At 73.5% G+C, this 25,965-nt stretch carries 30 protein-coding genes and 3 tRNA genes; 11 read left to right on the top strand and 22 right to left on the bottom strand.

What is annotated here, in order from left to right; genetic code table 11:
* Positions 1-145: 145 nt before the first annotated feature.
* Positions 146-1,003 (top strand): 3-hydroxyacyl-CoA dehydrogenase family protein, encoded by an 858-nt coding sequence (locus tag AC2CHG_RS09655; RefSeq protein WP_484524584.1) that lies wholly within the window; start codon positions 146-148, stop codon positions 1,001-1,003.
* Positions 1,000-1,743, top strand: coding sequence for an enoyl-CoA hydratase/isomerase family protein (locus tag AC2CHG_RS09660; protein ID WP_262015980.1), 744 nt, complete (start codon positions 1,000-1,002; stop codon positions 1,741-1,743). The genes AC2CHG_RS09655 and AC2CHG_RS09660 overlap by 4 nt, the downstream gene beginning before the upstream one ends.
* A gap of 63 nt (positions 1,744-1,806) precedes the next feature.
* Here the strand turns inward: AC2CHG_RS09660 and AC2CHG_RS09665 are convergent, their stop codons facing one another.
* Positions 1,807-3,144 (bottom strand): ABC transporter substrate-binding protein, encoded by a 1,338-nt coding sequence (locus AC2CHG_RS09665; RefSeq protein ID WP_262015979.1) that lies wholly within the window; start codon positions 3,142-3,144, stop codon positions 1,807-1,809.
* Between the two features lie 166 nt (positions 3,145-3,310).
* Here AC2CHG_RS09665 and AC2CHG_RS09670 point away from each other — a divergent pair, with 166 nt between their 5' ends.
* Both AC2CHG_RS09670 and AC2CHG_RS09675 read left to right on the top strand, forming a co-directional pair.
* Entirely contained in the window at positions 3,311-3,700 is a 390-nt protein-coding gene (locus tag AC2CHG_RS09670) for a hypothetical protein (RefSeq protein ID WP_260032910.1), read from the top strand.
* Between the two features lie 45 nt (positions 3,701-3,745).
* Positions 3,746-4,450, top strand: coding sequence for a DUF2786 domain-containing protein (locus AC2CHG_RS09675; RefSeq protein ID WP_355513446.1), 705 nt, complete (start codon positions 3,746-3,748; stop codon positions 4,448-4,450).
* A 6-nt stretch (positions 4,451-4,456) separates the two neighbouring features.
* Here the strand turns inward: AC2CHG_RS09675 and AC2CHG_RS09680 are convergent, their stop codons facing one another.
* Positions 4,457-4,969 (bottom strand): SRPBCC family protein, encoded by a 513-nt coding sequence (locus AC2CHG_RS09680; RefSeq protein WP_484524585.1) that lies wholly within the window; start codon positions 4,967-4,969, stop codon positions 4,457-4,459.
* A gap of 233 nt (positions 4,970-5,202) precedes the next feature.
* Between AC2CHG_RS09680 and AC2CHG_RS09685 the strand changes: the two genes are divergently transcribed.
* Positions 5,203-6,156 carry a hypothetical protein gene (locus tag AC2CHG_RS09685; protein WP_484524586.1) on the top strand — a complete coding sequence of 318 codons (954 nt, stop codon included), beginning with the start codon at positions 5,203-5,205 and terminating at the stop codon, positions 6,154-6,156.
* Positions 6,157-6,236: 80 nt separating this feature from the next.
* Here AC2CHG_RS09685 and AC2CHG_RS09690 read toward each other — a convergent pair whose 3' ends face one another.
* Positions 6,237-6,596, bottom strand: a complete 360-nt coding sequence (locus tag AC2CHG_RS09690) for a winged helix-turn-helix domain-containing protein (RefSeq protein WP_262015975.1) — start codon at positions 6,594-6,596, stop codon at positions 6,237-6,239.
* Positions 6,597-6,598: 2 nt separating this feature from the next.
* A complete protein-coding gene (locus tag AC2CHG_RS09695; RefSeq protein WP_484524587.1) occupies positions 6,599-7,345 on the bottom strand; it encodes a hypothetical protein in 747 nt (248 codons plus the stop codon).
* Between the two features lie 191 nt (positions 7,346-7,536).
* Here AC2CHG_RS09695 and AC2CHG_RS09700 point away from each other — a divergent pair, with 191 nt between their 5' ends.
* Positions 7,537-7,974 carry an ArsI/CadI family heavy metal resistance metalloenzyme gene (locus AC2CHG_RS09700; protein WP_355513450.1) on the top strand — a complete coding sequence of 146 codons (438 nt, stop codon included), beginning with the start codon at positions 7,537-7,539 and terminating at the stop codon, positions 7,972-7,974.
* A gap of 137 nt (positions 7,975-8,111) precedes the next feature.
* Here AC2CHG_RS09700 and AC2CHG_RS09705 read toward each other — a convergent pair whose 3' ends face one another.
* Both AC2CHG_RS09705 and AC2CHG_RS09710 read right to left on the bottom strand, forming a co-directional pair.
* Positions 8,112-8,522: a RidA family protein gene (locus AC2CHG_RS09705; RefSeq protein ID WP_366618659.1), complete on the bottom strand. Its 411-nt coding sequence runs from the start codon at positions 8,520-8,522 to the stop codon at positions 8,112-8,114.
* Positions 8,522-9,346, bottom strand: a complete 825-nt coding sequence (locus AC2CHG_RS09710) for an NAD(P)-dependent oxidoreductase (RefSeq protein ID WP_484524588.1) — start codon at positions 9,344-9,346, stop codon at positions 8,522-8,524. The genes AC2CHG_RS09705 and AC2CHG_RS09710 overlap by 1 nt, the downstream gene beginning before the upstream one ends.
* A 79-nt stretch (positions 9,347-9,425) precedes the next feature.
* Here AC2CHG_RS09710 and AC2CHG_RS09715 point away from each other — a divergent pair, with 79 nt between their 5' ends.
* Positions 9,426-10,322: a LysR family transcriptional regulator gene (locus tag AC2CHG_RS09715; protein ID WP_366618655.1), complete on the top strand. Its 897-nt coding sequence runs from the start codon at positions 9,426-9,428 to the stop codon at positions 10,320-10,322.
* 63 nt (positions 10,323-10,385) lie between these two features.
* Here AC2CHG_RS09715 and AC2CHG_RS09720 read toward each other — a convergent pair.
* The 8 genes from AC2CHG_RS09720 to AC2CHG_RS09755 all read right to left on the bottom strand — a co-directional run bounded on the left by AC2CHG_RS09720 (position 10,386) and on the right by AC2CHG_RS09755 (position 15,916).
* Positions 10,386-10,459, bottom strand: a tRNA-Phe gene (locus AC2CHG_RS09720).
* Positions 10,460-10,535: 76 nt separating this feature from the next.
* A tRNA-Asp gene (locus AC2CHG_RS09725) sits at positions 10,536-10,609 on the bottom strand.
* A gap of 33 nt (positions 10,610-10,642) precedes the next feature.
* Positions 10,643-10,715: transfer RNA gene (locus tag AC2CHG_RS09730), tRNA-Glu, on the bottom strand.
* 143 nt (positions 10,716-10,858) lie between these two features.
* Positions 10,859-11,647: a polysaccharide deacetylase family protein gene (locus AC2CHG_RS09735; protein WP_366618653.1), complete on the bottom strand. Its 789-nt coding sequence runs from the start codon at positions 11,645-11,647 to the stop codon at positions 10,859-10,861.
* Positions 11,648-11,723: 76 nt separating this feature from the next.
* Positions 11,724-12,671: a MerR family transcriptional regulator gene (locus AC2CHG_RS09740; protein WP_262015968.1), complete on the bottom strand. Its 948-nt coding sequence runs from the start codon at positions 12,669-12,671 to the stop codon at positions 11,724-11,726.
* Positions 12,661-13,254: an isopentenyl-diphosphate Delta-isomerase gene (idi, locus tag AC2CHG_RS09745; protein WP_366618651.1), complete on the bottom strand. Its 594-nt coding sequence runs from the start codon at positions 13,252-13,254 to the stop codon at positions 12,661-12,663. The genes AC2CHG_RS09740 and idi overlap by 11 nt, the downstream gene beginning before the upstream one ends.
* Positions 13,251-14,732, bottom strand: coding sequence for a phytoene desaturase family protein (gene crtI, locus AC2CHG_RS09750; RefSeq protein WP_194802179.1), 1,482 nt, complete (start codon positions 14,730-14,732; stop codon positions 13,251-13,253). Before crtI ends, idi begins: the two co-directional genes overlap by 4 nt.
* Positions 14,733-14,761: 29 nt before the next feature.
* Entirely contained in the window at positions 14,762-15,916 is a 1,155-nt protein-coding gene (locus AC2CHG_RS09755) for a polyprenyl synthetase family protein (protein ID WP_366618649.1), read from the bottom strand.
* Between the two features lie 64 nt (positions 15,917-15,980).
* On the opposite strand from AC2CHG_RS09755, the gene AC2CHG_RS09760 reads away from it, so the two are divergent.
* On the top strand, positions 15,981-16,907 hold the full coding sequence (locus AC2CHG_RS09760; RefSeq protein WP_262015965.1) for a phytoene/squalene synthase family protein: 927 nt from the start codon (positions 15,981-15,983) through the stop codon (positions 16,905-16,907).
* Positions 16,904-18,226, top strand: a complete 1,323-nt coding sequence (locus tag AC2CHG_RS09765) for a cryptochrome/photolyase family protein (protein ID WP_484524589.1) — start codon at positions 16,904-16,906, stop codon at positions 18,224-18,226. Before AC2CHG_RS09760 ends, AC2CHG_RS09765 begins: the two co-directional genes overlap by 4 nt.
* Before the next feature lie 270 nt (positions 18,227-18,496).
* Here AC2CHG_RS09765 and AC2CHG_RS09770 read toward each other — a convergent pair whose 3' ends face one another.
* The gene (locus AC2CHG_RS09770; RefSeq protein WP_366618645.1) at positions 18,497-19,597 is read right to left on the bottom strand and encodes a serine hydrolase domain-containing protein; all 1,101 of its coding nucleotides are present in this window, start codon (positions 19,595-19,597) and stop codon (positions 18,497-18,499) included.
* A gap of 92 nt (positions 19,598-19,689) precedes the next feature.
* On the opposite strand from AC2CHG_RS09770, the gene AC2CHG_RS09775 reads away from it, so the two are divergent.
* Positions 19,690-21,174, top strand: coding sequence for a dihydrolipoyl dehydrogenase family protein (locus AC2CHG_RS09775; protein WP_366618643.1), 1,485 nt, complete (start codon positions 19,690-19,692; stop codon positions 21,172-21,174).
* Between the two features lie 4 nt (positions 21,175-21,178).
* On the opposite strand, the gene AC2CHG_RS09780 is transcribed toward AC2CHG_RS09775, so the two are convergent.
* Genes AC2CHG_RS09780 through AC2CHG_RS09790 form a run of 3 tightly spaced genes read right to left on the bottom strand, consistent with a single transcriptional unit; the run spans position 21,179 to position 22,615 of the window.
* Complete coding sequence (locus tag AC2CHG_RS09780; protein WP_366618641.1) at positions 21,179-21,943, bottom strand: crotonase/enoyl-CoA hydratase family protein; 765 nt, start codon at positions 21,941-21,943, stop codon at positions 21,179-21,181.
* A 40-nt stretch (positions 21,944-21,983) separates the two neighbouring features.
* The gene (locus tag AC2CHG_RS09785; protein ID WP_366618639.1) at positions 21,984-22,409 is read right to left on the bottom strand and encodes a PIN domain nuclease; all 426 of its coding nucleotides are present in this window, start codon (positions 22,407-22,409) and stop codon (positions 21,984-21,986) included.
* Positions 22,406-22,615 (bottom strand): type II toxin-antitoxin system VapB family antitoxin, encoded by a 210-nt coding sequence (locus AC2CHG_RS09790; protein ID WP_355513478.1) that lies wholly within the window; start codon positions 22,613-22,615, stop codon positions 22,406-22,408. Before AC2CHG_RS09790 ends, AC2CHG_RS09785 begins: the two co-directional genes overlap by 4 nt.
* A gap of 110 nt (positions 22,616-22,725) precedes the next feature.
* On the opposite strand from AC2CHG_RS09790, the gene AC2CHG_RS09795 reads away from it, so the two are divergent.
* Entirely contained in the window at positions 22,726-23,577 is an 852-nt protein-coding gene (locus AC2CHG_RS09795; RefSeq protein ID WP_262015961.1) for a Rieske (2Fe-2S) protein, read from the top strand.
* Between the two features lies 1 nt (position 23,578).
* On the opposite strand, the gene AC2CHG_RS09800 is transcribed toward AC2CHG_RS09795, so the two are convergent.
* Genes AC2CHG_RS09800 through AC2CHG_RS09815 form a run of 4 tightly spaced genes read right to left on the bottom strand, consistent with a single transcriptional unit; the run spans position 23,579 to position 25,913 of the window.
* Positions 23,579-24,595 carry a LysM peptidoglycan-binding domain-containing protein gene (locus AC2CHG_RS09800; RefSeq protein ID WP_366618637.1) on the bottom strand — a complete coding sequence of 339 codons (1,017 nt, stop codon included), beginning with the start codon at positions 24,593-24,595 and terminating at the stop codon, positions 23,579-23,581.
* A 15-nt stretch (positions 24,596-24,610) separates the two neighbouring features.
* On the bottom strand, positions 24,611-25,042 hold the full coding sequence (locus AC2CHG_RS09805) for a pilus assembly protein TadG-related protein (protein WP_355513485.1): 432 nt from the start codon (positions 25,040-25,042) through the stop codon (positions 24,611-24,613).
* Positions 25,039-25,512, bottom strand: coding sequence for a TadE/TadG family type IV pilus assembly protein (locus tag AC2CHG_RS09810; RefSeq protein WP_484524590.1), 474 nt, complete (start codon positions 25,510-25,512; stop codon positions 25,039-25,041). The genes AC2CHG_RS09805 and AC2CHG_RS09810 overlap by 4 nt, the downstream gene beginning before the upstream one ends.
* The gene (locus AC2CHG_RS09815; protein ID WP_484524591.1) at positions 25,509-25,913 is read right to left on the bottom strand and encodes a TadE family protein; all 405 of its coding nucleotides are present in this window, start codon (positions 25,911-25,913) and stop codon (positions 25,509-25,511) included. The genes AC2CHG_RS09810 and AC2CHG_RS09815 overlap by 4 nt, the downstream gene beginning before the upstream one ends.
* Positions 25,914-25,965 lie beyond the last annotated feature (52 nt).

A 25,965-nucleotide genomic window follows, 5' to 3' on the forward strand; every position in this document is an offset into this window, starting at 1 on the left:
TCGGCGTTGACGGCCGTCCTTACCCCGTCCGCTCCGCCCCCACGCATCCCGGCGGCCCGGCCCTGCATAGGGTCGCATGCAGGAACGAGCGGACGGGCCCGGCGGCGGAGACCCCGCGCGCCCCCGCCGCGGCGAGGGGACACCGATGAGTGGTCGTTTTGTGGTCGTCGGGGCCGGCACCATGGGCCTCGGCATCGCGTACGTGGCGGCCGGCGCCGGGTACGCGGTCGAACTGGTCGAGGTCGACCCCGCCCGGGGCGCCGAGGCCGTGCACCGGCTCGGCGAGCTGTGGGACCGAGGGGTGCAGCGCGGCAAGCTGACCGAGGAGGCCGCCACCGCCAACCGTGAGCGCGTCACGCTCCGGGCCGGGCTCGCCGAGGTGGCCGAGGGCGCCGACGTGATCGTGGAGGCGGTGCCCGAGCGGCTCGACCTCAAGCGCGCCGTCCTGCGCGAGGCGGAGAGCCGCCGGCCCGCGCTGCTGGGCAGCAACACGTCCAGCATCCCGATCGCCGAACTGGCCGCCGGGCTGGACCGGCCCGCCGACTTCGTCGGGTTGCACTTCTTCAATCCGGTGTGGGCGATGGCGCTGCTCGAGGTCGTGGTCGGCCCGGCCACCGCGCCGCCGACCACCGAGGCGGCCGTCGCGCTGGCCGCCCGGCTGGGCAAGGACCCCGTCGTCGTACGCGACATGCCCGGCTTCGCCACCTCCCGCCTCGGCGTCACGCTCGGCCTGGAGGCGATCCGGATGGTGGCCGACGAGGTGGCGAGCCCGGCCGACATCGACAAGGCGATGGTGCTCGGCTACCGGCACCCGATCGGCCCGCTGGAGCTGACCGACCTGGTCGGGCTGGACGTGCGGCTCGACATCGCGCGCACGCTCCAGGCCGCGTACGGCGACCGCTTCGCGCCGCCGCCGCTGCTCGTCGAGATGGTGGCCGCCGGGAGGCTGGGCAAGAAGTCGGGGCAGGGCTTCTACACGTGGAAGGACGGCCAGAAGAAATGAGTGGGCTGCGGATCGAGGAGCTGCCGGACCGGCTCGTGGTCACCCTGGACCGGCCGGAGAAGCGCAACGCCATCGACGCCGACCTGGTGGGCGAGCTGCACGCGGTCTGCGCCGACCTGGAGGCGCGTCCCCGGCTGCTGCTGCTCACCGGCGGGACGGCGGGCATCTTCGCCGGTGGCGCCGACATCGCCCAGCTCCGCGAGCGCGGCCGGCTGGACGCGCTGGCCGCCATCAACCAGGGCGTCTTCGCCCGCATCCGGGCACTGCCGATGCCCACCGTGGCCGCAGTCGACGGCCCGGCGCTGGGCGGCGGCGCCGAGCTGGCGTACGCATGCGATCTCCGGGTGTGCACGGACCGCGCGGTGTTCGGCCAGCCCGAGGTGCGGCTGGGCATCCTGGCCGGCGCGGGCGCGACCTACCGGCTGCCGGCGCTGATCGGTGAGGCCCGGGCCAAGGAGCTGCTGTTCACCGGCCGGCGGGTGGACGCCGAGGAGGCGCTGCGGATCGGGCTGGTGAACCGGGTGGTGGCCGACCCGGAAGAGCTGCTGCCCACCGCGCACGGCCTGCTCGACGAGATGGCGAAGGGTTCCGCGCTGGCGCTGCGGCTGACCAAGATGGCGGTGGACGCCCCGGCGGCCGCGCACCCGCAGCTCGACCTGCTGAGCCAGGCGGTGCTCTTCGAGGACGAGGAGAAGCACCGGCGGATGACCGAGTTCCTGGACCGGCGCCGGGCCCGCTGAGCCCGGGAGAGACGACGAGGGCCGCACCGGTGTCTCCGGTGCGGCCCTACGCGTCGGTACGCGTCAGTGCTTGATGTCGACTCCCGCGTCGTCCAGCGCGGTGATCGCCGGCGCGGACTCGGCGAAGCCGATGAGCAGCAGCGCCTCCGGTCCGAACGCCTTGATCTCCTTGGCGGTGCCGCCGAAGTCGACAGGCGTCTTCGGGTCGGCCGGCGGCTCGTAGGTCAGCAGCTTGATCCGGTCCGCGCCGATGCCGGCCTTCTCCAGCTCCGAGCGGACGTTCTCCTGGAGGCCCTCACCGTACGAGTCCTTACGGGCCAGGATCGCGATCTTGCGCGGCCCGTCCCGGAGCATCACGTCGGCCAGCGCACGGCCCTGCAGGCTGTCCGGCGGCGCGGTACGGAAGTAGAGGCCGTTGTCGTCCACGGCGCTCAGGCCCGCGTCGGTGTTCGACGGGGAGAACAGGATCCGCCCGGCGGCGACCACGTCCGGCAGCACGGCCCGGGAGATGCCGGAGCCGCCCGCGCCGATGATGACCTGCACGCCCTTGCTGACGTGCGAGGCGACGGTGGCCTTGGCGACCGCCGGGTTGGTGCCGTCGTCGCCCTCGATCCACTTCACCGGCTCGCCGAGCACACCACCGGCGGCGTTCACCTCACGGATCGCGAGCGCCGCGCCGGCCGCCAGCGGCGGGTTCGCCAGCGCCAGGTCACCGGTCTTCGGCAGCAGCCCGCCGAGGACCAGCGGGGCGTCCTTCGCCTTCCCGTCGCGCAGCTTGCGCCCACGCGGCGGGGCCTTCGTGCTGGCCCCCGACTCCTCACCGGCGCCGACGAACTCGGTCTTGCTGTCGTCGATCTTCTGGTTGTCGAAGTGCATGGTGCCGTAGCTCGCGGTGGCCGGCTCGCCGGTGTCGGTGAACCCGGCGCGGGTCAGCGACACGCCCCGGTACTCGATGTCCCGGCCCGCACGGGCGAGCTCCAGGCAGGCCGCCACGTCGTCGCAGCGTTCACCGCCGGTGGTCACCCCGACGATCTGCTTGGCGATCTCGGCCGGAGCGGTGGTGCCGGCGAGCTGGGCGGCCAGCGCGCTGATCACCACCGCGTCGTACGACTCGGCGGAGTAGAGGAAGTCACCCAGCTTCGGGTCTACGGCGAGTAGTCGTTCCTTGAAGCTCTCGGCAAGCGGAGTGAGGGGCGTGGTGCCCTTCATCCCGTTCACCAGGTCCGCCCGGTCCTTGAGTTCCGCGGCGTACGAATTGAGCATGTTGCCGTCGGTGCCGTAGAGGCGTACCTGGGTGGCAGGCGTCTCCTCCGGCTCGTCGCTCCCGCAGGCGCTCGTGGCGAGCAGAAGCGCCGCGCAGGCCATGGACAGGGCCGCGCGCGACGTGCGTGTTCTCAGCATGGTCGTCCTTCCTCCGGCGAAGGTCCGCTGCGCACCTTAGCGTGCTCACGCGGCACGCGGGACTGTGGAGTCGGCTCCGTCGGCACCCCGACTGCGGGTATCACTCTGCGTGGTCGACGAGCCGTTTCCGGGTCACCGCTTGACCCCCGGCGATACTGTTCCGCGGGTGAACGACGAAGCACAGCAGACGCTCGACGACGCGACCGCCGTGCTCCGTTCCGCCCTCGCCGGCGACGGCGCCGGCGTGGTGGGCACGTTCGACGCGGTGGTGGACCGCTCCGGCCTCGCCGGGGCGTACGGAGTGGCGTGGTGCCTCGCCGCCACCATGCTCGGCGACGACGCCCCGGGCGGCGGCGCCGCCCTCGACTTCCCCGGCATCGACCAGGCCGACTACGACACCCGCTGGGTGGCCCGTTTCGTCAGCGCGTGCGCCAACGACGACGCGGACACCGGCGAGGCGCTGTTCGGGGCGGCGGCCGCCGACGGCCTGCTGCCCGACTGCCTGCTCACGCTCGCCGGGTCGACAATCGCCACGCTGCGCAGCCGCTCGGACTGAGCCCGGCGCGCGGCCCGGCACCCCGGCTGTGGTAGCTCTGGGTGCATGTCCGAGGCGATGCTCAGCAAGGTGCGCAAGCTCCTCGCCCAGGCGGAGGACCCGGCCTGCACACCCGCCGAGTCGTCCGCCTTCATGGCGAAGGCCACCGAACTGATCGCCCGCTACGGCGTCGACCGGGCGCTGCTCGCCGCCCGCGACCCGGCTGCCGACCCGGTCGGTGACCGGACCGTCGAGGTGATCGCGCCGTACGCCCGGGACAAGGCCGGTCTGCTCGCGGCGGTCGCCGAACCGTTGCGGTGCCGATGCGTACGCCGCCGGCACGGCAACGGTTTCGTCATGCACCTGTTCGGCTTCGCCAGCGACCTGGAACGGGTCGAGCTGCTGTTCACCTCGCTGCTCGTGCAGGCCGCGCACGGGCTCGCCGGTGCCGTCGTACCGGCCGGGGAACATCCGGCCGCGTTCCGGCGCACCTGGCTGGCCGGGTTCGCGTACGTCGTCGCGGAACGACTGCGCGCTGCCGAGAGCAAGGCGGTGGCGGAGTCGGGTGGACCCTCCACGGCTCTGGTGCTCGCCGACCGCTCCGATCGGGTCCAGCGCCGGGTCGCCGAGGCGTACCCCCGGTTGCGCGCCGCCCCGCGACGGCGGCTGGCGGGCGGTGGCTTCGGTTCCGGCGCGGACGCCGGCCGCCGGGCCGACCTCGGTGGCACCGGCGTGGCCGGCACCGGCGCGGCGCCCGGTATCGCCGGCTGACCGATCTCAGGCGGTACGGGCGACCGTTGCCAGATAGCGGCAGAGCAGTTCGTGCCAGCCCGCGGTGAGCGCCTCGCGGTAGCCCTCGGCCGCCGTGCCGTGCCTGTCGAAGTAGCGGTGCTCGACGTCCACCCGGGTCTGCTCCGGACCGGCGGCGTGGAACAGGACCTCCACCTCGCTGGCCCGCGCCGGGTCCGGCACCGGCACCCGGTCCGGGCCGATCTGCCAGGTGAACACCAGGCGCCGCGGCGGATCCCAGGTCAGCACGCGGCCCCAGTCGTTGCGGAAGCCGTACGGGCCGATCTCGTAGAGCATGCCGCCGGCCCGGGGCTCGATGCCGAGCGCGGCGAGCGCCTCCGGGCCGGACCAGGTGTATTCACGCACCCACCAGTCGGCGAGCGCGCCGGTGAAGACGGCGTACGCCCGCTCGGCGGACGCCGGGACGAGCAGGCTGCTGCGGAGGGAGAAGCGATCGGATTCCTGCCGGACCTCATCCGGATCGGCCATCTCCTGTCCCATAGGTCCGGACCATACCGGCTCATGTCTCGGTGTGCAGCTTCCGTTCCGCCCGCTTCCGGACACCGGGAACACCGGTTCCCGACAGCGCTGAGTGGTGGGACAGGCGCTCTGCGCAAGGCCCGTGGCGGTGCTTCGGCAGGTCAGGGCGGGCTTCCGGGCGGTAGGAGAGGCGACGGGTGCGGTGCCGGAAGCGGGTAAGCGCCGCCGACCGGACCGATGGGAGAGCGGGCAGCATGACCGACAGCCGAGCCACCGCACCAGTGCCGGACCCCGGCGACGAACCGACCGGCTCGCCGGCCGGTCCCGAGTCGGAGCCGGACGTCCTGCTCGACGTGCCGGAACTGACCGTCGACGAGATCCGGCTCGCGGTGGACGGGCTCGACGCCGACCTGTCGCTGCGCGCCCGGCTGGCGAACCTGCTCCAGCTCGACGCCGGCGTCCGGGTGCACCTGGAGGGCGTCGAGCTGGACATCACCGGGGTGAGCGCCGAGGCGCTGCTCAAGGTACGGCTGGAGAAGCTGGTGCAGATCCTGGACCGGGCGCTGACCACCATCGACCGCAACCCGCAGCTGATCGACGCGCTGGCGCGCTCGGCCGGCGTCACCCTGGACGACGTGCACCGGCTCGCCGCGCCGGTGGTCGACCAGACCGGCCGTACGGTGGCCGCGGCCGGCGAGGTGGTCGACCGCACCGGGCCGGCGGTGGTCGACCCGGCCGCTCCGGCGGTGGCCGATCGGGCGGGGCCGGCCGTGTCCGGCCCGATCGAGGCCCCCGAACCGCCCCGGCGCCCATCGCGGACGGAGCCGCCACCACCGAGCCGTCCGGGTTCTTCGTCGGCGCCAGGTACTGCTGGTGGTAGTCCTCGGCGAAGTAGTGCCGAGCGGACCGAGCCGCCGCCCGGTTCCGGGCGGGCCGAGCCGTCACCGTCGCCCGGTGCCGGGCGGGAGGGGAAGGCGGAGTCCGAGCGTGCCGCCGGATCGGGGCAGGGCGCCGGGGCGGGCCCGTCGGCGGAACGTCCCGCCGGGAAGAAGCGCGGCCCGGAGCGCTCCGGCCAGCCGGCGAGCGCAGCCGCCGAGGCGGCACAACTGGCGGGACAAGCCGGACAGGCACTGCGGCTGGCCGGCCGAAGCGTCTGGGAGGCGATCCAGGGCAGCCCCACCCACAACCGCCGCCCCCCACAAACCTGACTGTCCCACCCGCTCCCGGCACTCCCGGGCCCGCCGCCCGCCCACCGGGCGAGGCCGGGGCCGTCGTGCAGGAGAGGGCGTTACGGGGGTGGGGAGTCGTCCGGCGCGGTCTGCTGGTGGCGGTGGAGCAGCTCCTGGAGTGCGGTGATCTCGGAGTGCAGGGCCTGACGGCCCTCCCGGGTGATCCGGATCCACGTCCGCGGACGACGGCCGTGGTAGCCCTTCTCCACCTCGATCAGGCGTGCCTCCTCCAGCACGGTGAGGTGCCGGGACAGGTTGCCCGCGGTGAGTTCGAGGGCCTGGCGGAGATAGGCCACCTCCACCCGCTCGCCTTCAGCGGCGATGGTCAGGATGCCGAGCCGGTGCCGCTGGTGGACCGTGTCGTCGAGGCCGTTCGTTGGGAATGGCCCGCTCGCGCGAGGGTCGTCCACGGTGCTCACGGCTACCGATTGTGCTGCTTCTTGGCGGCGGCGAGCGCCACACCCCCGCCGATCAGCAGGACCGGTGCCGGGAGCACGGCCGCCAGCATGAAGCTGAACCGGGTCAGATCACCCGGTTGCAGGTCGGAGAGCTGGAACCAGGCGTTCACGGCTACCAGCACGACGGTGTAGAGACCGACCACGGCCCACAGGCTCCGGCTGCGTTCCAGGCGGGCGAGGACCGCCAGGCCGACGGCGATGACGAGGTGCGGCAGCATGCCCCGGTTGGCGAGGCCGAGCAGCGGACCGGTCAGCCAACTGGTGCCGCCCCACACCGGCCCGCTGGTGTTGAACAGCAGGAACTCCAGGACGACCGGAAGGGCGAGGCCGACGAGAGTGCCCGCGAGGCCGGCGATGACGTACGACCGGGTCGGGGTCTGGACGCCGGCTCGCCGGCCGTGCCAGCGGTACCACGTCAGGCCGGCCAGGTAGCCGCCGACGAGCGCGGCCAGCCAGTACCAGCCGAGCGCGGTCGACTTCTCCAGGAAGCCGCCGCCGAGACCGCTCAGGGCAGGGCCGTCGGTCCCGGCGCGCAGCGGGGCTGGTTCCGTCGACTCGACGTACAGCGGCGCGGCCGCCGCGATGAGCACTCCGAAGAGCAGGAGCGGAAGCCAGTACGCCTGACGAGCCGCCCGGGCCTGCCGGCGGAGGTTGGTCATCGAGGCGAGCAGTTCCTGGGCACTGTCCTCGCGGGGTGACTCGGACGGCATGGTTCCTCCCGGCAGCCGATGTGCTGTGACTCAAATAGGTTTGCATTGCAAACCTAATGGCGCAAGGAGGGCTCGACCGTCGGCGCCACCACCGGCGAGCGCTTGTTTCGATATTCCTCTAGGTTGACAGACTTCTAAATAGAAGGCAGGGTGGAGGCTGCTTCGATAAACATCGAGACAGGGAGTCAGTCATGTCCCGCGTCCAGCTCGCCCTGCGCGTCTCCGACCTCGAAGGCTCCGTGGCCTTCTACAGCAAGCTGTTCGGCGTCGAGCCGGCCAAGCGCCGCCCCGGCTACGCCAACTTCGCGGTGGAGAACCCGCCGCTGAAGCTCGTACTCCTCGAAGGTGAGCCCGGCCTGCCGACGGTGATGGACCACCTCGGGGTCGAGGTGGCCACCACCGAGGAGGTCAACGCCGCGACCAGCCGGCTCACCGAGTCCGGCCTCATCACGCTGGAGGAGAACGACACCGAGTGCTGCTACGCGCTCCAGGACAAGGTCTGGGTGCGCGGCCCCGGCGACGAGCCGTGGGAGGTCTACACGGTCAAGGCCGACTCGCCGCAGCTGGAGAAGGTGACCGAGAGCGCCTGCTGCACCTCGGCCGCGGCGGAGCAGCCCGCCGCGGTCTGACCCGGATACGGGAGGGGTCCCCACCGGTGGGGACCCCTCCCGCCGGTGGGGATCCGCCGTTGCGGGGAAGAACCGGGAGTAGCGCAACCGTCCGGCATGAGGCCCACACGAGTTCTGTGCCGCGTGAGTGTCGAGCCCTAGCGGGACCGGACCACGGCCGTGACCTCGACCTCGAGTACAGCGCCCGGCAGGAAGAGCTTGCTGACCTCGACAGTCGTGCTCGCCGGCGGCGGTGTGCCCGGGAAGAGCCGGCGCCGGACGGCCGCGTACGCCGGCAGGTCGGCCAGGTCCGTCATGAACGTGCGGATGTGCAGCACGTCGTGGAAGGACGCGCCGTGCGCCGCGAGCACGCCGCCCACGATCTCGAAGATCCGTTCGGCCTGGGTGCCGGGGTCTCCGGGGGCCACCACCTCGCCGTCGTCGTCGACGGCGACCTGTCCGGCGAGCATCAGCAGCGCGCCGCCGCCGACATCGATCCGGGCGACGTGCGCGAAGCGGTCGCCGAACGGGGCCGCGACGGATGCGGGGTTGTCCAGGGTGAGGTGCATCAGCATCCCTTCAGGGAGTCGGCTGAGACGAGGGAGGAGAGATCCGCGTCCTGGTCGGGCGCGGCCTGCATCAGGTCCAGGGCGGCATCGAGCAGGGGAGCCGCCCCCGGGAGGCGCAGCGCCAGGCGCGCATCCTTCGCCGCCAACGCGACTGCGAACGAGGCGCCCGGCGCGGTGACCCGTCCGACCGCGCCGGCGAGGGCCCCACGGCCGAGCACGTCGAGGGCGGTCTGCCTGTCGACACCGAGCGCCGCGGCGACAGCGAGCGCGTCGTGCAGCGCGGCGACCGCCGTCACCAGGCCCGTGTTCGCGACGAGCTTGACGGCGGCGCCCGCCCCGATCGGGCCGCAGTGACGGACAGAACCGAGCTGTTCCAGCACCGGAGCCGCCCTCTCCACGGTATCGGCGGGGCCGCCCGCGAAGATCGTCAGCGTGCCGCCCCGGGCGGCGTCGACGCTGCCGCCGACGGGGGCGTCGAGGAGCGAGACGCCCGCGGGAAGCCGACCGGCCACTGCTCGGACTTCGTCCGGCCCGATCGTCGACATCTGCACCACGACCGTCCCGGGCCGGAGCGAGGTGGCGGCGCCGTCCGGCCCGAACAGCACCGTCTCGACCGCGCCGGCGTCGGCGAGCATGACGACGACGACGTCGGCTCCGTCGACCGCGGCGGACGGGCTCGCGGCTACCGTCGCGCCGGCCACGGCGAGCGGCTCCGAACGCTCCGGGCTGCGGTTCCACACTCTGACCCGGTTGCCGCCGGACAGGAGGCGGCGCGCGATCGGCGTACCCATGTGTCCGGTCCCGAGGACCGCGATGATCTTCACGCGGTAACGCTAGGCCGATGGAAGCAATGCAGCCAACGAATGTCTCGCATAGATGCCATGCGTGAGTAACATGCCTGCCATGGAGACTCAGCTGCTGGAGGTGTTCCGCACCGTCGCGCAGCACGGCTCGATCACGACCGCCGCCCGCGCCCTCAGCTTCACCCAGTCGGCTGTCTCCCGGCAGATCGCCGCGCTGGAGGCCGACATCGGCGCTCGGCTCTTCGACCGGCTGCCCCGCGGCGTCGCCCTCACCGAGGAGGGGCGAGAGCTGCTCCCGCACGCCGAGGCGGTCCTCGACCGGCTCGCCGCGGCCCGGCGTGACCTCGACGACCTGCGCGGGCTCGGCCGAGGGCGGCTGCGTGTGGGCGCCTTCCCGACCGCTGTCGCGGCTCTCGTACCCCGGGCGATGGCGTCGTTCCGCTCGGACCACCCGGAGATCTCGCTGTCGCTGGTCGAGGGCGTGACGCCGCAACTGCTGGAGCGCCTGCTCGCGGAGGAGGCGGATGTGGCAGTGGTCAGCACCTCGCCCACGGGCGAGCTGGACCGCGACCGATTCGACCTGCGACATCTGCTCGACGAGCGGCTCCTGGTCGCGGTCGCGCGCGACCACCGGCTCGCGCGCCGCCGCTCGGTGCGCCTGGCGGACCTTGCTCAGGAGGCGTTCGTCGTGGGCTCGGCCACCGCGGAGAACAGCCTGCTCCGCGCAAGCCTGCCCAGCGGTTTCTCGCCACGCGTCGACATCGTCGCGGCCGAGTGGACCGGCAAGCTGGGATGCGTCGCCGCCGGGCTGGGGGTGGCTCTGGTTCCGGCCCTGGCGGTACGCGGAACCCCGCCGGACATCGCCCTGCTACGCCTGCATCCGGACGACGAGTCGGTACGGCAGATATTCGCGGCGACCGTGCGGGGCAGGACGCCGCCGCCGGCGGTCACGCACTTTCTCGAGCATCTGCGGGTGGAGGCGGCCCGCCTGGGCTGAAAAGCAGAACGCCGACCTGCGTTCCCGCTGGTCGGCGCTCCTGTAGCCCGGCGAAAGGCTATGTGGCCAGGGGCGGGGTCGAACCGCCGACCTTCCGATTTTCAGTCGGACGCTCGTACCAACTGAGCTACCTGGCCGTGGTGCTCGGCACATGCTACCGCACGGGCCGATACGCAGAACGCCGCGCATCGAGCTGCGCGGCGTCAGCGCTTGCGGTCCTGACGGGACTTGAACCCGCGACCTCCGCCTTGACAGGGCGGCGAGCACTCCAACTGCTCCACAGGACCTGGCTGGTGTTGCATCCGGCGTGAGCCGGACCGTGCCCCCAACGGGATTCGAACCCGTGCTACCGCCTTGAAAGGGCGGCGTCCTGGGCCGCTAGACGATGAGGGCGGCCCCGCCATCATTGCACACTCGCAACTTCAAGCGGACTTGCTCCCATCCGGCCCCGCCGGAGGCAGGAGAAGCATATGTCATGCCTGCGCGGACGACAAAACCGGTATCGGGATGGCCGTGGTGCCGGGTAGAACCGCAGGTCAGCGGGGCAGGGCGATGCCGTACCGCCGCTTGATGTCCGGGATCAGGTGGCGGCACGCGGCCATCGTCTGGGCCCGGTCGCCGCCCGCGTCGTGCATCAGCACCACCGAACCGTGCCGGGTGGCGCCCTTCACCCGCTTGATGATCGTCTTGGCCGGTGGGTGGTCCCAGTCCTGCGGGTCCACGCTCCAGTGCAGCGGGCGCAGGCCCATCTGCTTGGCGATCACGACCTCCTCGGCCGTCCAGCGGCCGCCGGGCTGCCGGAACCAGGTGATCGGCGCCTTGGGCGCGGCGGCGTGGATCGCCTCGTTCGTCCGTTCCAGGTCGGATCGGATCTCGGCGGCGGAGCGCCGCCCCAGGTTCACGTCGTGGTGCCAGCTGTGATTGCAGAGCTGGTGACCCTCCCGGACGATCCGGGCCACCAGCTCCGGGTAGCGCTTGGCCTGCTTGCCGACGACGCAGAAGGTGGCCTTCACCCGGGCCGTCCGGAGCTGGGCCAGGATCTGCGGGGTGTACCGGGGATCCGGCCCGTCGTCGAAGGTGAGCGCCACGCCGGCGCTCCCGCTGGCCCGGTGCAGGCCCGCCGGCAGCTTCTTCGGCAGCGGGCGCAGCTTGGGCTTCGCGGGGGTGGTGTGGGTCGGTGAGGGCTTCGTCACCGGCGTCGGGGACGGCGACGCCGAGGCCGACGCCGGTGCGGCGGCCTTCTCGGGTGACTTGCCGGCGTCGCCGCAGCCGGTGACGAGGAGCACCAGGCCCAGGGCGAGCGCCGACAGGGCGCGTGGACGCATTCGTCGCTCCCGGAGGGGTCGGGGTCAGACGGACTTTCCGACCGTAGTGGACGCCGACCCGGAACGGGAGAGGGGCTCAGCTTGTCGTCGACTGGTCCAGCGAGTCCCGCACGGCCACGGCCAGCGACAACGCCTCGGCCAGGTCCACCGGCCGGACCACCCCGGCCGGCAGCGAGTCGGCCCGCCAGCCGGGCCCGGCGGCGAGCACCAGCAGCGGCCGGCGCGGCACCGCCAGCAGCGCGGTGAGCTGACACGGGTCGGCCGTCGCGCGGATGTGCGACCAGAGCACCACCGCCGCCGGACCGGTCCGGTTGACCGCCTCGACCAGGGCCGGCACCGGTACGCGGGCACCGAGCATGCGATAACTCACACCGACCTCGGCCAGCGCGGCGGCGAGCGCCTCCAGCGGCAGCGAGTGCTGCTCCTCGTCGGCGCAGGAGAGCAGGATCCGGGGCGGCCCGGAAGTGGGGTGGGCCCACGCCACCGTGGCGAACGCCTCGGAGACGCACCGGGACATGAGGTGTTCCACCTCGATCAGTGCGGAGGTGGCGGCGTGCCGCTCCCCGATGCCGGCGAGCACCGGCCGCAGCAGCCCCTCCCAGGTCGCCACCACCCCGTCGGTGGCCAGCGCGTCGGCGATGGTCCGGCTGATGGTCACCGAGTCCAGTCGCATGGCGGCACGGGCCAGCCCGCGCGCGGCCGGCCCGGCCCGGCCGACCGGGATGGTGGTGCCGCCGCCGTCGCGTACCGTCGAGGCCCTCGCCTTGAGGCCGAGCCGCTCCGGGGGCGGCACGGCCGGCGCCTGCCGGGCCCAGCGGGCGGCCTCGGCGGGCGCGACCCCCTCGGTGGTCAGCCGGCGCATGATCTCCAGGCGGGCGAGGTCGGCGGGCGTGTACCGCCGGTGGTGGCCCGGCACGTGCTCGCTGGGGCCGAGGCCGTAGCGCTGGTGCCAGGTACGCAGCGTGGTGACCGCCACGCCCAGTCGGCGTGCGACGGCCCCCGCGCTCAGCGCCTCATCGGCCACCCGACCGCTCCGGTGCCTCGGTGGCCGGTACGCCCGGCCGGGACGCGTCGGTGGGGTGCAGCAGCCGGTTGACCACGCCGCCGAGCCACGGGGCGTACTCGCGGGGGTGGGCGTCCAGGTCGGCCACCACCGCGCCGGGGTCGACCCAGCGCAGGTCGGCCACCTCGTCCGGGTCGGGCCGCGTGACCAGGTCGGCGGGTACGTCGGCGCGCAGCACGTGGTCGTACTCGAACTCGACCCGTCCGGTAGCCGGGTCCTCGGCGTAGTAGAGGTACACGCCGACCTCGGTGAGGTCGACGGGGTCGACGCCGAGTTCCTCGGCGAGCCGCCGATTGGCGGCCTCGGCCGGCGACTGCCCGGGCAGCGGGTGCCCGCAGCAGGAGTTCGCCCAGCGCAGCGGGAACCGCGTCTTGACCGCGGCCCGCTGCTGCAGCAGCACCCGCCCGTCGGGGTCGACCAGGAGCACCGAGAAGGCGCGGTGCAGCCGCCCGGGTGGCTGGTGGGCGGCCGCCACGGTGGTCTCGCCGAGCATCCGGCCGTCGTCGTCGACCAGTTCGACCAGGTGGGTCTCCCGCTCGCTCACGACATCGCCCCGGTGACCCGGGCCGCAGCGATCTTGCCGCTGATCAGCACCATCGGCACGCCGACACCGGGCTGCGTGCCGGAGCCGACGAACACCACGTTCTCCAGCGTCCGGTGCAGGTTGGAGGGGCGGAACGGGCCGGTCTGGAAGAGGCTGTGCGAGGCGGCGAACGGGGTGCCGGCGGCCATGCCCTGCGCCGCCCAGTCGGCCGGGGTGACCGCCCGCATCACCTCGATGCCGTCGCCGAAGCCGACGTAGCCGCGCTCCTCCAGCGTGCTCACGAGCTGGTCGGCGTACCGCTGGGTGAGGTCGCCGGTCCAGTCGAACGGCGCCCGCTCCAGGTTCGGCACCGGTGCGAGCACGTAGTAGGTGTGCTTCCCGGCCGGCGCCACCGACGGGTCGGTGCGGCTCGGGTTCGTCACCAGCAGCGACGGGTCGGTCATCAGCTCGCCTCGCCGGATCACCTCGTCGAACGTCCCCTTCCAGGAGCGCCCGAAGTGGATGTTGTGGTGGGCGATCTTGCCATAGCCCTGCGTCGAACCGATGTGCAGCACCACGCAGGACGGGGAGTAGGTGAGCTTGCGCTGCCGGCTGGGCGGCAGCAGGTCCTGGTAGGCGACCGGCAGGTCCGGGTTGAGCACCACCGTGTCGGCGGGGATGAAGTCGCCGTCCGCGGTGACGACGCCGGTGGCGCGGCCGTTGGCGGTCTCCACCCGGGTCACCGTGGTGCCGTACCGGATCTGCACGCCGTGCTTCTCGGCCGCGCCGGCCATGCCGCGGGAGACCGCGTGGATGCCGCCGCGCGGGAAGCACACACCGGCCACCGAGTCGAGGTACGCGATGACCGCGTAGATCGCCAGCGCGTCGTGCGGCGACAGGCCCGCGTACATGGCCTGGAAGGAGAAGATCCGCTGGGTACGCGGGTCGCGGAAGAACTGGTTGATCTTCGTCTGGAGCCGCCGGAAGGCACCGCTGGCGAACAGCTTCAGCAGGTTGCCGGTGAGCAGGTCGGTCGGCGCGTCGAGGTTGCGCTCGATGAAGTCGGCCCGTTCCCACTGCCAGAGGTTGCGGGCGTAGTCGACGAAGCGCAGGTAGCCGTCCGCCTCCCGGGGGCCGCAGACGCGGGCGATCTCGGCGGCCATCCGGGTGGTGTCGGTGATGACGTCGAGCGTCGACCCGTCCGGGTAGTAGGCCCGGTAGGCCGGGTCGAGCGGGGTCAGGTCGAGCCAGTCGGTCAGCTCCTCACCCACCGCGCCGAGCGCCTCGGCGATCAGGTCGGGCATGGTGAGGACGGTCGGGCCGGTGTCGAACTCGTACCCGTCGACGCTGAGCCGCCCGGCGCGGCCGCCCGGCACCGGCTCGCGTTCCAGCACCGTCACCTGCCGGCCACTGCCGGCCAGGTGCAGCGCGCACGCCAGCCCACCCAGCCCGGCGCCGACCACTACCACCCGGTCGGTCCGTCCCTTGACGGTACGCATTCCGGCCCCCTTGCTCACGAAGTTGCTCATCATGCCCGCCGCGCCGTGGCGGCGGTGGCGAGGCCGGTCAGCGCGGTGCGCGCGGTCTCGTCGATCGGTGCGGTGCCGAGCGCGGCGAGCGCCTCGGTCACCCGGTCGGAGATCATCCGCTCCACCCGGGCGGTGGCGCCGGTGTCCCGGACCACGTCGGCCAGCCGGTCCACCTCGTGTGCCGCGGTGACCGAGCCGGCCCGCTCCAACGCGCGGTGCTGCGCCGGGTCGGCGAGCTGCCGGGCCAGCATCAGCAGCGCTGTCGGCTTGCCGGTACGCAGGTCGTCCCCGGCCGGCTTGCCGGTGGTCTCCGGGTCGCCGTAGACGCCCAGCAGGTCGTCGCGGAGCTGGAACGCCTCGCCGACGGCCAGCCCGTACCTGGTGTACGCGGCGATGAGCGGGTCGTCCGCGTCGGTGCCGGCCAGGCAGGCACCGAACAGCAGCGGGCGCTGGACGGTGTAGCTGGCGGTCTTGTAGCGGGCCACCCGCAGCGCCCGGTCGACGGTCCAGCTCGCCGGGTCGTTCTCGCCGAGCACGTCCAGGAACTGCCCGGCGACCGTCTCGACCCGCATCTGGTCGTAGCAACGGCGCACGTCGAGCAGCCGGTCCGCCGGGACCGCCGCGTGTGCCATGAGCCGGTCGGCCCACACCATGCACAGGTCGCCGATGAGGACGGCGACGGCTTCGCCGTACCGGTCGGGGTCACCCGTGTGCCCGGCGGCCCGGTGCCGGGCGGCGGCGGCCCGGTGCGCGGTCGGCAGCCCGCGCCGGGTGTCGGAGGCGTCCATCACGTCGTCGTGCACCAGCGCGAACGTGTGCAGCAGTTCGAGCGCGGACAGCGCGGGGAGCACCGAGCACAGCGGTTCCTCACCGCCGACCACACCCCGCCATCCCCAGTACGCGAACGTGGGGCGGACCCGCTTGCCGCCGGCCAGCACGCAGTCACGTGCCGTCGCGGCGAAACCACCCATCGCTGCGTCGATCTCGGTGAGCGATTCGACTTCCGCGGCCAGGAACGCCGCCAGCGTCTCATCGACCCCTTTGATCAGGTCTTTCGTGAACGCGGCCAGTACGCCGCGGACCGGATCGTCCGTCGCCCCGGCCTGAGCCGGCGCGACGCGGAGCGCATTACCCGCAACTGCGTCGTTGGCCATGTCGGCGAGCGTACCCTAGGGTTACGAGTTGCGTCGATTGCTGCGTCGAAACCGAGGAGGGCCGATGGACACGGATCTGACCGCTGCCTATGACCGTTGCCGCGAGCTGCACCGGCGTCACGGCCGTACCTACTATCTCGCCACCAGGCTGCTCCCCGCCTGGAAACGGCGGCATGTGCACGCCTTGTACGGCTTCACCCGGTACGCGGACGAGATCGTCGACCGCACCGAGGACCTGCCGCCGGCCGAGCGTGCCGCCCGGCTGCGCGAGTGGTCGGATCGATTCGTCGCCGGGCTGCACGGTGCGTCGGTCGACGACCCGCTGCTGCCCGCCGTGCTGCACACCATCGCCGTGTTCGACCTGGACCGCGACGACTTCGCGTCGTTCCTGCGCAGCATGGCGATGGACCTGACGGTCATGTCGTACCCGACCTACGACGACCTGCTCGACTACATGGAGGGCTCGGCCGCTGTCATCGGCACCATGATGCTGCCGATCCTCGGCAGCTCCGACCCGGCCGCCGCCCGCGAGCCGGCCCGCCAGCTCGGCTTCGCGTTCCAGCTCACCAACTTCATCCGGGACGTCTCCGAGGACCTCGACCGGGGCCGGACGTACCTGCCCGACGAGGACATGGCCAAGTTCGACCTCACCCGCGACGACCTGCTCGCCGCCAAGGCCGCCGGCCGCACCACGCCGCGCATCCGCGAGCTGATCGAGTACGAGGTGACCCGCGCCCAGGCCCACTACGTGGCCGCCGCACCGGGCATCCCGCTGCTGGAGCCGGCCTCGCAGGCGTGCATGCGCACCGCGTACGCGCTCTACGGCGGCATCCTCGACGAGGTGGCCGCCCAGGACTACGACGTCTTCGTGCGCCGTGCCCTGGTGCCGCAGCGGCGCCGGATGGCGGTGGCCGCGCGGGCGCTGCTCACGCCGCCCGGCACGCCGGTGCGGGTGCCCGGCCCGGCCCTGGAACCGGCCCTGGCCGGATGACCGGCCGTACGGCGGTGGTGCTGTTCACCCGTGATCTGCGGGTGCACGACCACCCGGCGCTCGCCGCCGCCTGCTCCGCGTTCGACCGGGTGGTGCCGCTCTACGTGCTCGACCCGGCGCTGCAGAAGCTCTCGCCCAACCGCACCCGCTTCCTGCACCAGAGCCTGGCCGACCTGCGCGAGGCGCTGCGCGAGCGCGGCGGCGACCTGGTGGTCAGGCGTGGCGACCCGGTGGCCGAGACGGTGAAGCTGGCCCGGAAGGTGGGCGCCGAGGGCATCGGGCTCTCCGCCGACGTGAGCCGCTACGCCCACCGCCGGGAACGCCGGCTGCGCGCCGAGTGTGAGCGGCACCGGATGTTCCTGCGCGTGTTCCCCGGCCTGACCGTCGTCGAGCCCGGCGCGCTGCGCCCCGGCGGCGGCGACCACTACCGCGTCTTCAGCCCCTACTTCCGGGTCTGGCAGGGCGTGCGGTGGCGGGACGAGCTGGCCGCGCCGAAGCGGGTCCGGCTGCCCGACGGCGTCGACCCCGGCCGGCTGCCGGATCCGCCGAAGGGCGACAGCCCGGATGCCGCCGTCGGCGGCGAGGCCGTCGCCAGGCGCCGGCTCACCGCCTGGCTGCCCACCCTCGATCGGTACGACGACATCCACGACGACATGGCCGGCGACGAGACCTCGCGGCTCAGCCCGTACCTGCGCTTCGGATGCGTGTCGCCGCTGGCCGTGGCGAACCGGGCGGGTGAGCGGGACGGACCCTTCGTCAGGCAGCTCTGCTGGCGCGACTTCTACCACCAGGTGGTGGCCGGTTTCGCCGACCTGTCCACGGTCGCCTACCGGCGCGGCGCGCGGGAGGACTGGCGCGACGACGCGCACGCGCTCGACGCCTGGTCCGAGGGGCGTACCGGCATGCCGATCGTGGACGCCGGCATGCGCCAGCTGCGCGCCGAGGGCTGGATGCACAACCGGGCGCGGCTGATCACCGCCGGCTACCTGACCAAGCACCTCGGCCTGGACTGGCGGCCCGGCCTGGAGGTCTTCTTCCGGTGGCTGCTCGACGGCGACCGGGTCAACAACTCGGGCAACTGGCAGTGGGTGGCCGGCATCGGCAACGACACCCGGCCGTACCGGGGCTTCAACCCGGTACGGCAGGCCGAGCGCTACGACCCCGACGGCGCGTACGTGCGGCGCTGGGTGCCCGAGCTGGCGTCGGTGGCGGGCAAGGCGGTCCACCAGCCGTGGCGGCTGCCCGGCGAGGTGCGCCGCACGCTCGACTACCCGCCGCCGCTGGAGGTGCCGGGCGCCGACCCGGTCTGGCTCCGCTGACCGCTGTGTCGCCCGCGTACTGTCGGTGATTGCGTGCTGGGCCGGCACCGTCCACCTCCGGTCCCCTTTGCTCTGCAGCCATATCCGCATCGGTTGCGGAACGTCACCGCCAGGGCTTCGCGCGGTTTTCGGACCTGCGAGGAAATCCCTGCTCAGTGCGGTGCTGCGCCGATGGCTGCAGAGCAAAGTCGGAAGAGGGGAGACAGGGTCGCCCGGCTGGCCGAATGCGCTGCGTGACGACGTCCGGGAATCACCGAGGGTGACCGACTGTCAGAGGCAGGAGTGCAACGCCTCGACCAGGTCCTCCACGCGGTCGTGGTCGGCCAGCCGGGCGGTCGCGTACGCGAAGGTGTAGCCGCGTTCCGGGTCGGCCCAGGCGCTGCTGCCGCCGATCCCGCCCATGCCCCAGCTGCCGTCCGGCTCCCACTGCATGCCGAGTGTCCAGTCCACCGGCCGGTCCAGCAGCAGGTCCGGGCCGGAATACTGCGCCCGCGTCGCCTCGGTGACCAGTTCCGGGCTGAACAGGCGTACCCCGTCCAGGGTGCCGCCCGCGAGCAGGCCCGCGTAGAGCCGGGCGAGCCCGGCGGCGGTGGCGTGCAGGTTCACCGCCGGGATCTCGGCGGCCCGCCACAGGTCGCTGTTCACCATCGCCACGTCGCGCCCGCCCGGCGGGTTGTCCAGCGCCCGCGCCCGCAGCGAGCCCGGCTCGCCGCGCATCGCGTCCGGCCAGGCCGGATCCGCGTACGACAGATCGGCGCACCGCCGCCGGTCGGCCTCACCCAGCCCGAAGGCCAGGTCCAGGCGCCACGGTCCGGCGATCTCCTCGGCCAGGAACCGGCCCACCGAGCGTCCGTCCACCCGGCGGACCAGTTCGCCCACCAGGTGCCCGTACGTCCAGGCGTGCTCGGCCGCGACGGTGCCCGGCGTCCACTCGGGCTCGGCCGCGGCCAGGTCGGCGCAGAGCAGGTCCCAGTCGGCGACGGCGGCGGCGGGCCGGGGCACCGGGAAGGCGGGCAGCCCGGCGGTGTGGGCGAGCACCTGCCGGACGGTGGCCGGGGCGCGGAAGCCCGGCCAGTAGACCGAGACCGGCGCGTCCAGGTCGACCCGGCCCCGCTCGACGAGCAGCAGCAGGCAGAGCGCGACCACCGGCTTGCCGGTCGAGTAGACGTCGACGAGCGTGTCCGGCCGCCACGGCCGGTCCGCCCCGGAAACCGGTACGACCACGCCGGGCGGGACCGCTGCGGTGGTGCCGCCCACCAGATCGATCACCGGTACGCCGTCGTGCCACACCGCCAGTGACGCGCCCGTCTCCCGGCCGGTGGCGAACAGGTCGTGGAAACAGTCCCGGACCGGAGTGAAGCGCGTGTGCATGCGGCCACGGTAGGCGGTCGCGTTCGGGACGAGCGCGGGAATTCGGGCCCGGTGCGGTGGTCGGTGTCCCGAAGGTGCGGAATGCTTGCCCAATGGCGGAGCCGGAACTGGTGGACGTAGTAGTGGTCGGGCTCGGCGTCGGCGGCGAGGAGGTGGCCGGGCGGCTCGCCGAGGCCGGCCTCACCGTGGTCGGCATCGAACGGGGCCTGGTCGGCGGCGAGTGCCCCTACTGGGGGTGCGTGCCGAGCAAGATGATGATCCGGGCGGCGAACGCGCTGGCCGAGGCGCACCGGGTCAACGAGCTGGCCGGGTCCGCCCAGGTGCGGCCAGACTGGGCGCCGGTGGCGAAGCGGATCCGCGCCGAGGCCACCGACACCTGGGACGACAAGGTGGCGGTGGACCGGTTCACCGACAAGGGCGGCCGGTTCGTCAGGGGCAGCGGGCGGCTCGACGGCCCGAACCGGGTACGCGTCGGCGACCAGGTGTTCCAGGCGCGCTACGGGATCGTCCTCGGCACCGGCACCCGGCCCTCGGTCCCGCCGATCGACGGGCTGGCCGACACGCCGTACTGGACCAACCACCAGGCCATCGAGGTGGAGGAACTGCCCGCGTCGCTGCTGGTGCTCGGCGGCGGCGCGATCGGGCTGGAACTCGCCCAGGTCTTCGCCCGGTTCGGCGTCCGGGTGACCGTCGTCGAGGCGGCCGACCGGGTGCTCGCCGTCGAGGAGCCGGAGGCGTCAGCGCTCGCCGCCGACGCGCTCCGCGCCGACGGGGTGGAGATCCACACCCGGGTCAAGGCCGGCCGGGTGAGCCACGACGGCGGCGCGTTCACCGTGTACGCCGACGGCGCCGAGTTCACCGGCGAGAAGCTGCTCGTGGTGACCGGCCGCAAGGCGCACCTGGAGGAGCTGGGCCTGGACACGGTCGGGGTGGACGCCGGGCAGCGCTACCTGCCGGTGGACGACCGGATGCACGTCACCGACGGGATCTGGGCGGTCGGCGACCTCACCGGCGAGGGCGCGTTCACCCACATCGCCATGTACCAGGCCGGCATCGTGGTGGCCGACGTGCTCGACCACATGCGGCGTACCAAGGGCGGCCCGGACGCCAGCGGCACCGCGAGCGTGGTCGGCGGCGCGGCCGGGGTGGTCAGTGCGGTCGGCGGCGCGATGAGCGGGGGCGGGTCGAGCGTCGCGCCCGGCAGCGTCCCGGTCGCCGACTACCGGGCGCTGCCCCGGGTCACGTTCACCGACCCCGAGGTCGGCGCGGTCGGCCTCACCGAGCAGCAGGCCCGCGAGCGCGGCGTCAACGTCCAGGTCGGGTACGCCGACCTCACCTCGTCGGCACGGGGCTGGATCCACAAGACCGGCAACGCCGGGTTCATCAAGCTGATCGCCGACGCCGACCAGGGCGTCCTCGTCGGCGCCACCTCGGCCGGACCGGCCGGCGGGGAGGTGCTCTCCGCCCTCGTCGTGGCGGTGCACGCGGCGGTGCCGATCAGCCAGCTCCGGCACATGATCTACGCGTACCCGACGTTCCACAGGGCCATCGAGGACGCGCTGCGCGCGCTGAAGTGACGCCTCAGCCGGCCGGCCCGCCGTGCCGGCCGGCACCGTCGGCGAACCGGCCGGCGCCGCGTACCCCGTCCACCGCCAGCGACTCCAGGCCGTAGGCCAGCTCGGTCGCCATCGCCTCCGGCTCCGGCAGCCCCGCGCCGTCCAGCACCGCCGCCCGGTCGTTGCGCAGGCACGTCTGCGGAGACCGGGCGACAGCGGCGGCCAGCTCCTCGGCCGCCGCGCGGGCCGCACCCGGCGCGACAAGCCGGTTGACCAGACCCATCGCGTACGCCTCGTCGGCGCCCACCGGACGGCCGGTGAGGATCAGGTCCATCGCGCGGCTCTCCCCGATCAGCCGGGGCAGCCGGACCGTCCCGCCGTCGATCAGCGGCACGCCCCACCGGCGGCAGAACACGCCCAGCGTGGCGTCCGGCTCGGCGACCCGCAGGTCGCACCAGAGCGCCAGCTCCAGGCCGCCGGCCACCGCGTACCCGGAGATCGCGGCGATCACCGGCTTGGACAGCCGCATCCGGGTGGGGCCCATCGGCCCGTCGCCGTCGGGCTCGACCCGGTTGCCGCGCGGCGTGCCGACGGCCTTGAGATCGGCGCCGGAGCAGAACGTGCCGCCCGCGCCCCAGAGCACCGCGACCGCCGCGTCCGGGTCGGCGTCGAACGCGCGGAACGCGTCGGCCAGCGCTCGTGCGGTCGGCCCGTCCACGGCGTTACGGGCCTCGGGCCGGTCCAGGATCACAGTGGTCACGGCACCGGCGTGCTCGACGCGTACCCCCATGGGCCCAGCATGCCCGCGACGGCGCCGTCGTGGCTACGGTCTATTTGATCGTGCCGGGCCGGGTCAGCCAGCGCATCGGCTGGCCGGTGACGGCGCCGACCTGGTCGAAGTCCCGGTCGTAGTGCAGCAGCGAGAGCCCGTGGTATTCGGCGGTGGCGGCGATGAGCAGGTCGACGGCGCCCGCCGAGCGGTGCGTGCCCCGCGCGGTCAGCTCGCCCTGGATCTCGGCGGCGCGCTCGTAGATCCGGTCCGGCATCACCACCCAGCCGAAGGCGGCCCGGAGCTGCTCCGCCAGGCGCTTCCGGTCGGCGACGGACCGGGCGGTGTAGAGGAACTCCAGCTCGACCAGGGGGCACACGGCGAGCAGGCCCGCTGTCACCTGCTGGTCCCACCGCGCCAGCACGTCGGGATCACGCAGGAGCCGGACCAGGGCACTGGTGTCGATCAGGTAGTCGGCCAGCTTCACGAGCGGTAGGCGCCCTTGTCGAGCAGTTCGTCGAAGTCACCGGTCTGCCCGCGCTCGGCCAGTTCCGCCAGCGCGCGGGCGCGGCGCAGTCTTGCCGCGCCCTCGCGGAGCGCGACGTTCACCGTGTCCTTCTTGGTCTTCGTGCCGTACGCCTCGGCGGCATCCGCCAGCGCCTCGTCGTCGACGTCCACCAGGATCTTGGCCATCGCAGCTCCCTATATACAGTCGGCCGCCCGAGTATATCCAGCGGTGGTTCCGTGCGAGGGAATTCCGGGGCGTCCGGTTTGGGGGCTCTCCTGCCGGGAAGTCGGAACGAGTGCGCGAACTACTGACGAAGCTCGAACAGGCCACCGGGCTCGACCGGGTGGGTGACCGGCTGCAGCGCGCCGTCCAGGGCACGCTGCGTTCCCAGCGGGTACGCGACGCGCTGCACGGCGTGTGGCTCGGCCATCCACTGCACCCCGCGATGGTGCAGGTGCCGGTCGGCGCCTGGATCTCCGCCGCCGTGGTGGACCTGCTGCCCGGCCAGCGCCGCGCCGCCACCGCCCTGGTGGGTCTCGGTACGGTCAGCGCGCTGCCCGCGGCGGTCGCCGGGCTCAACGACTGGGCCACGCTCTCCCGCGACCAGCGCCGGGTCGGGCTGGTGCACGCCGCCGCCAACACGGTCGGCCTGGCGTTGTTCGCCGGCTCGCTGGCGGCCCGGCTCAACGGGCGGCACGGCCTCGGCCGGACGCTGTCCTACCTGGGGCTGTCCGCCGCGAGCGGTGGGGCGTACCTGGGTGGGCACCTGGCGTACAAGCAGGGTGCCCAGGCCAGCCAGAGCGTCTCCGAGCTGCACCTGATCAGCGACGGCTGGCACCGGGTCGGCGACCTGAGCAGCCTGCCCCGGCACGAACTGGTCACCAAGAAGATCGATGACGTCTCGGTGATCCTCTACCGGGACGGCGACGACGTCACAGTCATGCTGGAGCGCTGCCCGCACCAGAGCGGCCCGCTCGGCGAAGGCACGATCGAGCAGGTCGACGGCCACGCCTGTGTGGTCTGCCCCTGGCACGGCAGCGCGTTCCGGCTCGACGGCGGCGAGGTGGTGCACGGCCCGGCCGCCAACGACCAGGTCGTGCTGCCCACCCGCGTGGTGTCCGGCCAGGTCGAGGCCCGGCTGCCCTGAGTCAGTCCCGCCGGTGCCGCCCACTGGACAGTGCCCGGGCCGGCACCGGCCGCTTACGCAACCCGAGCAGCGCGCCGATCTGCGCGCCGACGATGCTCGCCACGGCCAGCACCGCCGAGATGGCGAGCGGACGGTTGATGCCCTCCTCGGCGGTGGCCCGGGACGCGCCCGCCGACATGGCCGGCGGCTGACCGACAGGCGCCTCCACGGTGGGCGTCGCGTCGCGCGGCGTGGGCTTGGGCTTCGCCTTCGGGGTGGTCGACGAGGCGCCGCCGCCACCCGGCTTCACCGGTGCCGTCTCGGCCGGCTTGGTGACCACGATCCGTCCGGCGGCGTGCCGCCGGGCACCCGAATCCGTCGCGCCGTCCGGCAGCGTGATGAGCTGACCCGGGCGGATCCGGTCCGGGTCGGCGAGCCGATTCAGCCGGGCCAGCTCCTTGTACCTGTCGAAGTCGTCCAGGTAGCGATCCGCCACCTCGCCCAGGTAGTCGCCCTTCGCCACCCGGTACACGGCCGGGTCGTCCGCCTTCGACGCGACCGGGGCCGGCGGGGTGACCTGGCTCGCGGCCACGGCCGGTGAGGTGACGGCGGCGACCGCCGGCTGCGGGGCGGTCAGCGCGGCGGCACTCGCCGCGGCCGGGCTCGCGACCAGGATCAGCGCGACCGAACCGACGAGGGCGGCTGCGGCCTTCTGCTGGCGGTGCATGCCGGGCAGCTTCGGCGCCGGCCGGCGTACCGCCGCGGCGAGCAGCTCCACCACGACGGAGAACGCGAACGTGGCCCAGCCGAACCAGCCCACCACCGCCAGCGCGCGCAGGAACAGTTGACCGTCGTCGCGGCTGGTCAACGCCGTACCGACCTCGGCCAGCGTGGGCAGGTGATCCGGGAGCGGGTTGCCGGCGAACGCCAGCAGCGCGACCGGCCCGCCGGCCAGCACGCCGACGAGCACGACGAGAGCGCCGAGGCCGGTGAGAACCTGGCCGGCGCGGCGGACGGGGGAGCGTCGGGGTGCGCCCATGGCGGCCTTCCCTTCCTACGGTGGTCCGGTGAGCGCCCGAGCGGTGGCCTCACCGGTGACGGTGGCGGTCTCTTGCACGCCGAACAGACTCAGCAGGTCCCGGCTGTAGGTGATCTGCACGCTCACCCGGATCTGGGTCTCGGTGCCGACCACGGGGAAGTCGACGTCGTGGTCCTGGACGCCGCCCGCGGCGTCGAGGTAGGCGGCGACAGCGGCGCGGGCGGCGACCTGGTCGATCTGCTTCGGGCCACCCTCGATGGCCCGCGCGCGGTCGATCATCTGGCCGCCGGCGCGGGCCGCCTCGGCGGCCAGGTTGTCCGCGCGCTGGAGTGTGCGCAGTTGACCCGCGCCGTCGTAGGCGAGGCCGATGATCGCCAGTACGCCCGTCATCGCCACGGCCAGGAACAGGCTCACCCGGCCGCTCTCCGCCTCGCGCCGCCCGGTCATCCGCGACTCCGGTAGGTGTCCAGCGGCGAGGTGAACCTCGCCGAGACGGTCTTGCCACCCGGCACGCCGGGCAGGCCGGGCGCGCTCAGGTCGTCGAAGGAGACGGTGCAGGTCACCGTGACCGTCACGGTCGCCGGCACGCCTGCGGCGCTTGCGTACGCGGCGGCGAAGCTCGTCGTCGTCCCGGCCACCGAGCCCGCGAGTTCGATCCGGGGTGGGCCGGTGCAGTTCAGCCCCGCCCAGCCGAGCTGGTCCTGGGCCGCCTCCTCGGCGGCCTCCGCACCGTCGTCGGCGTTGCGGGCGAGCGAGGCGGCCCGGGCGGCGTCGTGGGCGGCCGACTCCACCGCCTCGTCCGCGACAGCGGTCCGCCCGGCGACCCCGGCCAGCACCATCAGCCCGATGAAGGCGGGCGCGAGCACCGCCACCTCGATCGAGACGGAACCCCGGTCCCGCCGCGGCCCGGCGCTCATCCGGTGGTCCAGCGTTCGGCCGGGCCGTGCGCGGTCTGCGTGACCTCGAACGAGACGCCCGGGATGACCGACAGGGAGCGTCCCTGCACCGTGCAGGTGACGCCGGTGGTGCTCTCGACGCAGGTCGGGCCGGTCTGCTCCCAGCCGATCAGCCAGTCCCCGGACTGTTGCAGGAAGCTGATCGCCCGCTGCCGGCCGGCGTCCGGCCCGGCGTCGATCGTGCGCTGCGCGTTCACCGCGGTCTGCGCGGCGTTCAGCGCTGTGGACCGGGCCACGAACCAGACGGCGACCTGGATCGAGCCGAACAACATCACCAGGATCACCGGCATCACCACTGCCAGCTCGACCGGGTTGGCGCCCCGCTCGCCCTCGGCCAGGCGGGCGCGCAGGGCGGCGGCGATCCGCCCCGGACCGGGCGGACCGGCGGGCCGGCCGGCAGACGCCGGCCGGCTC

The sequence above is a fragment of the Micromonospora sp. ATLC20 genome (genome assembly GCF_057196585.1).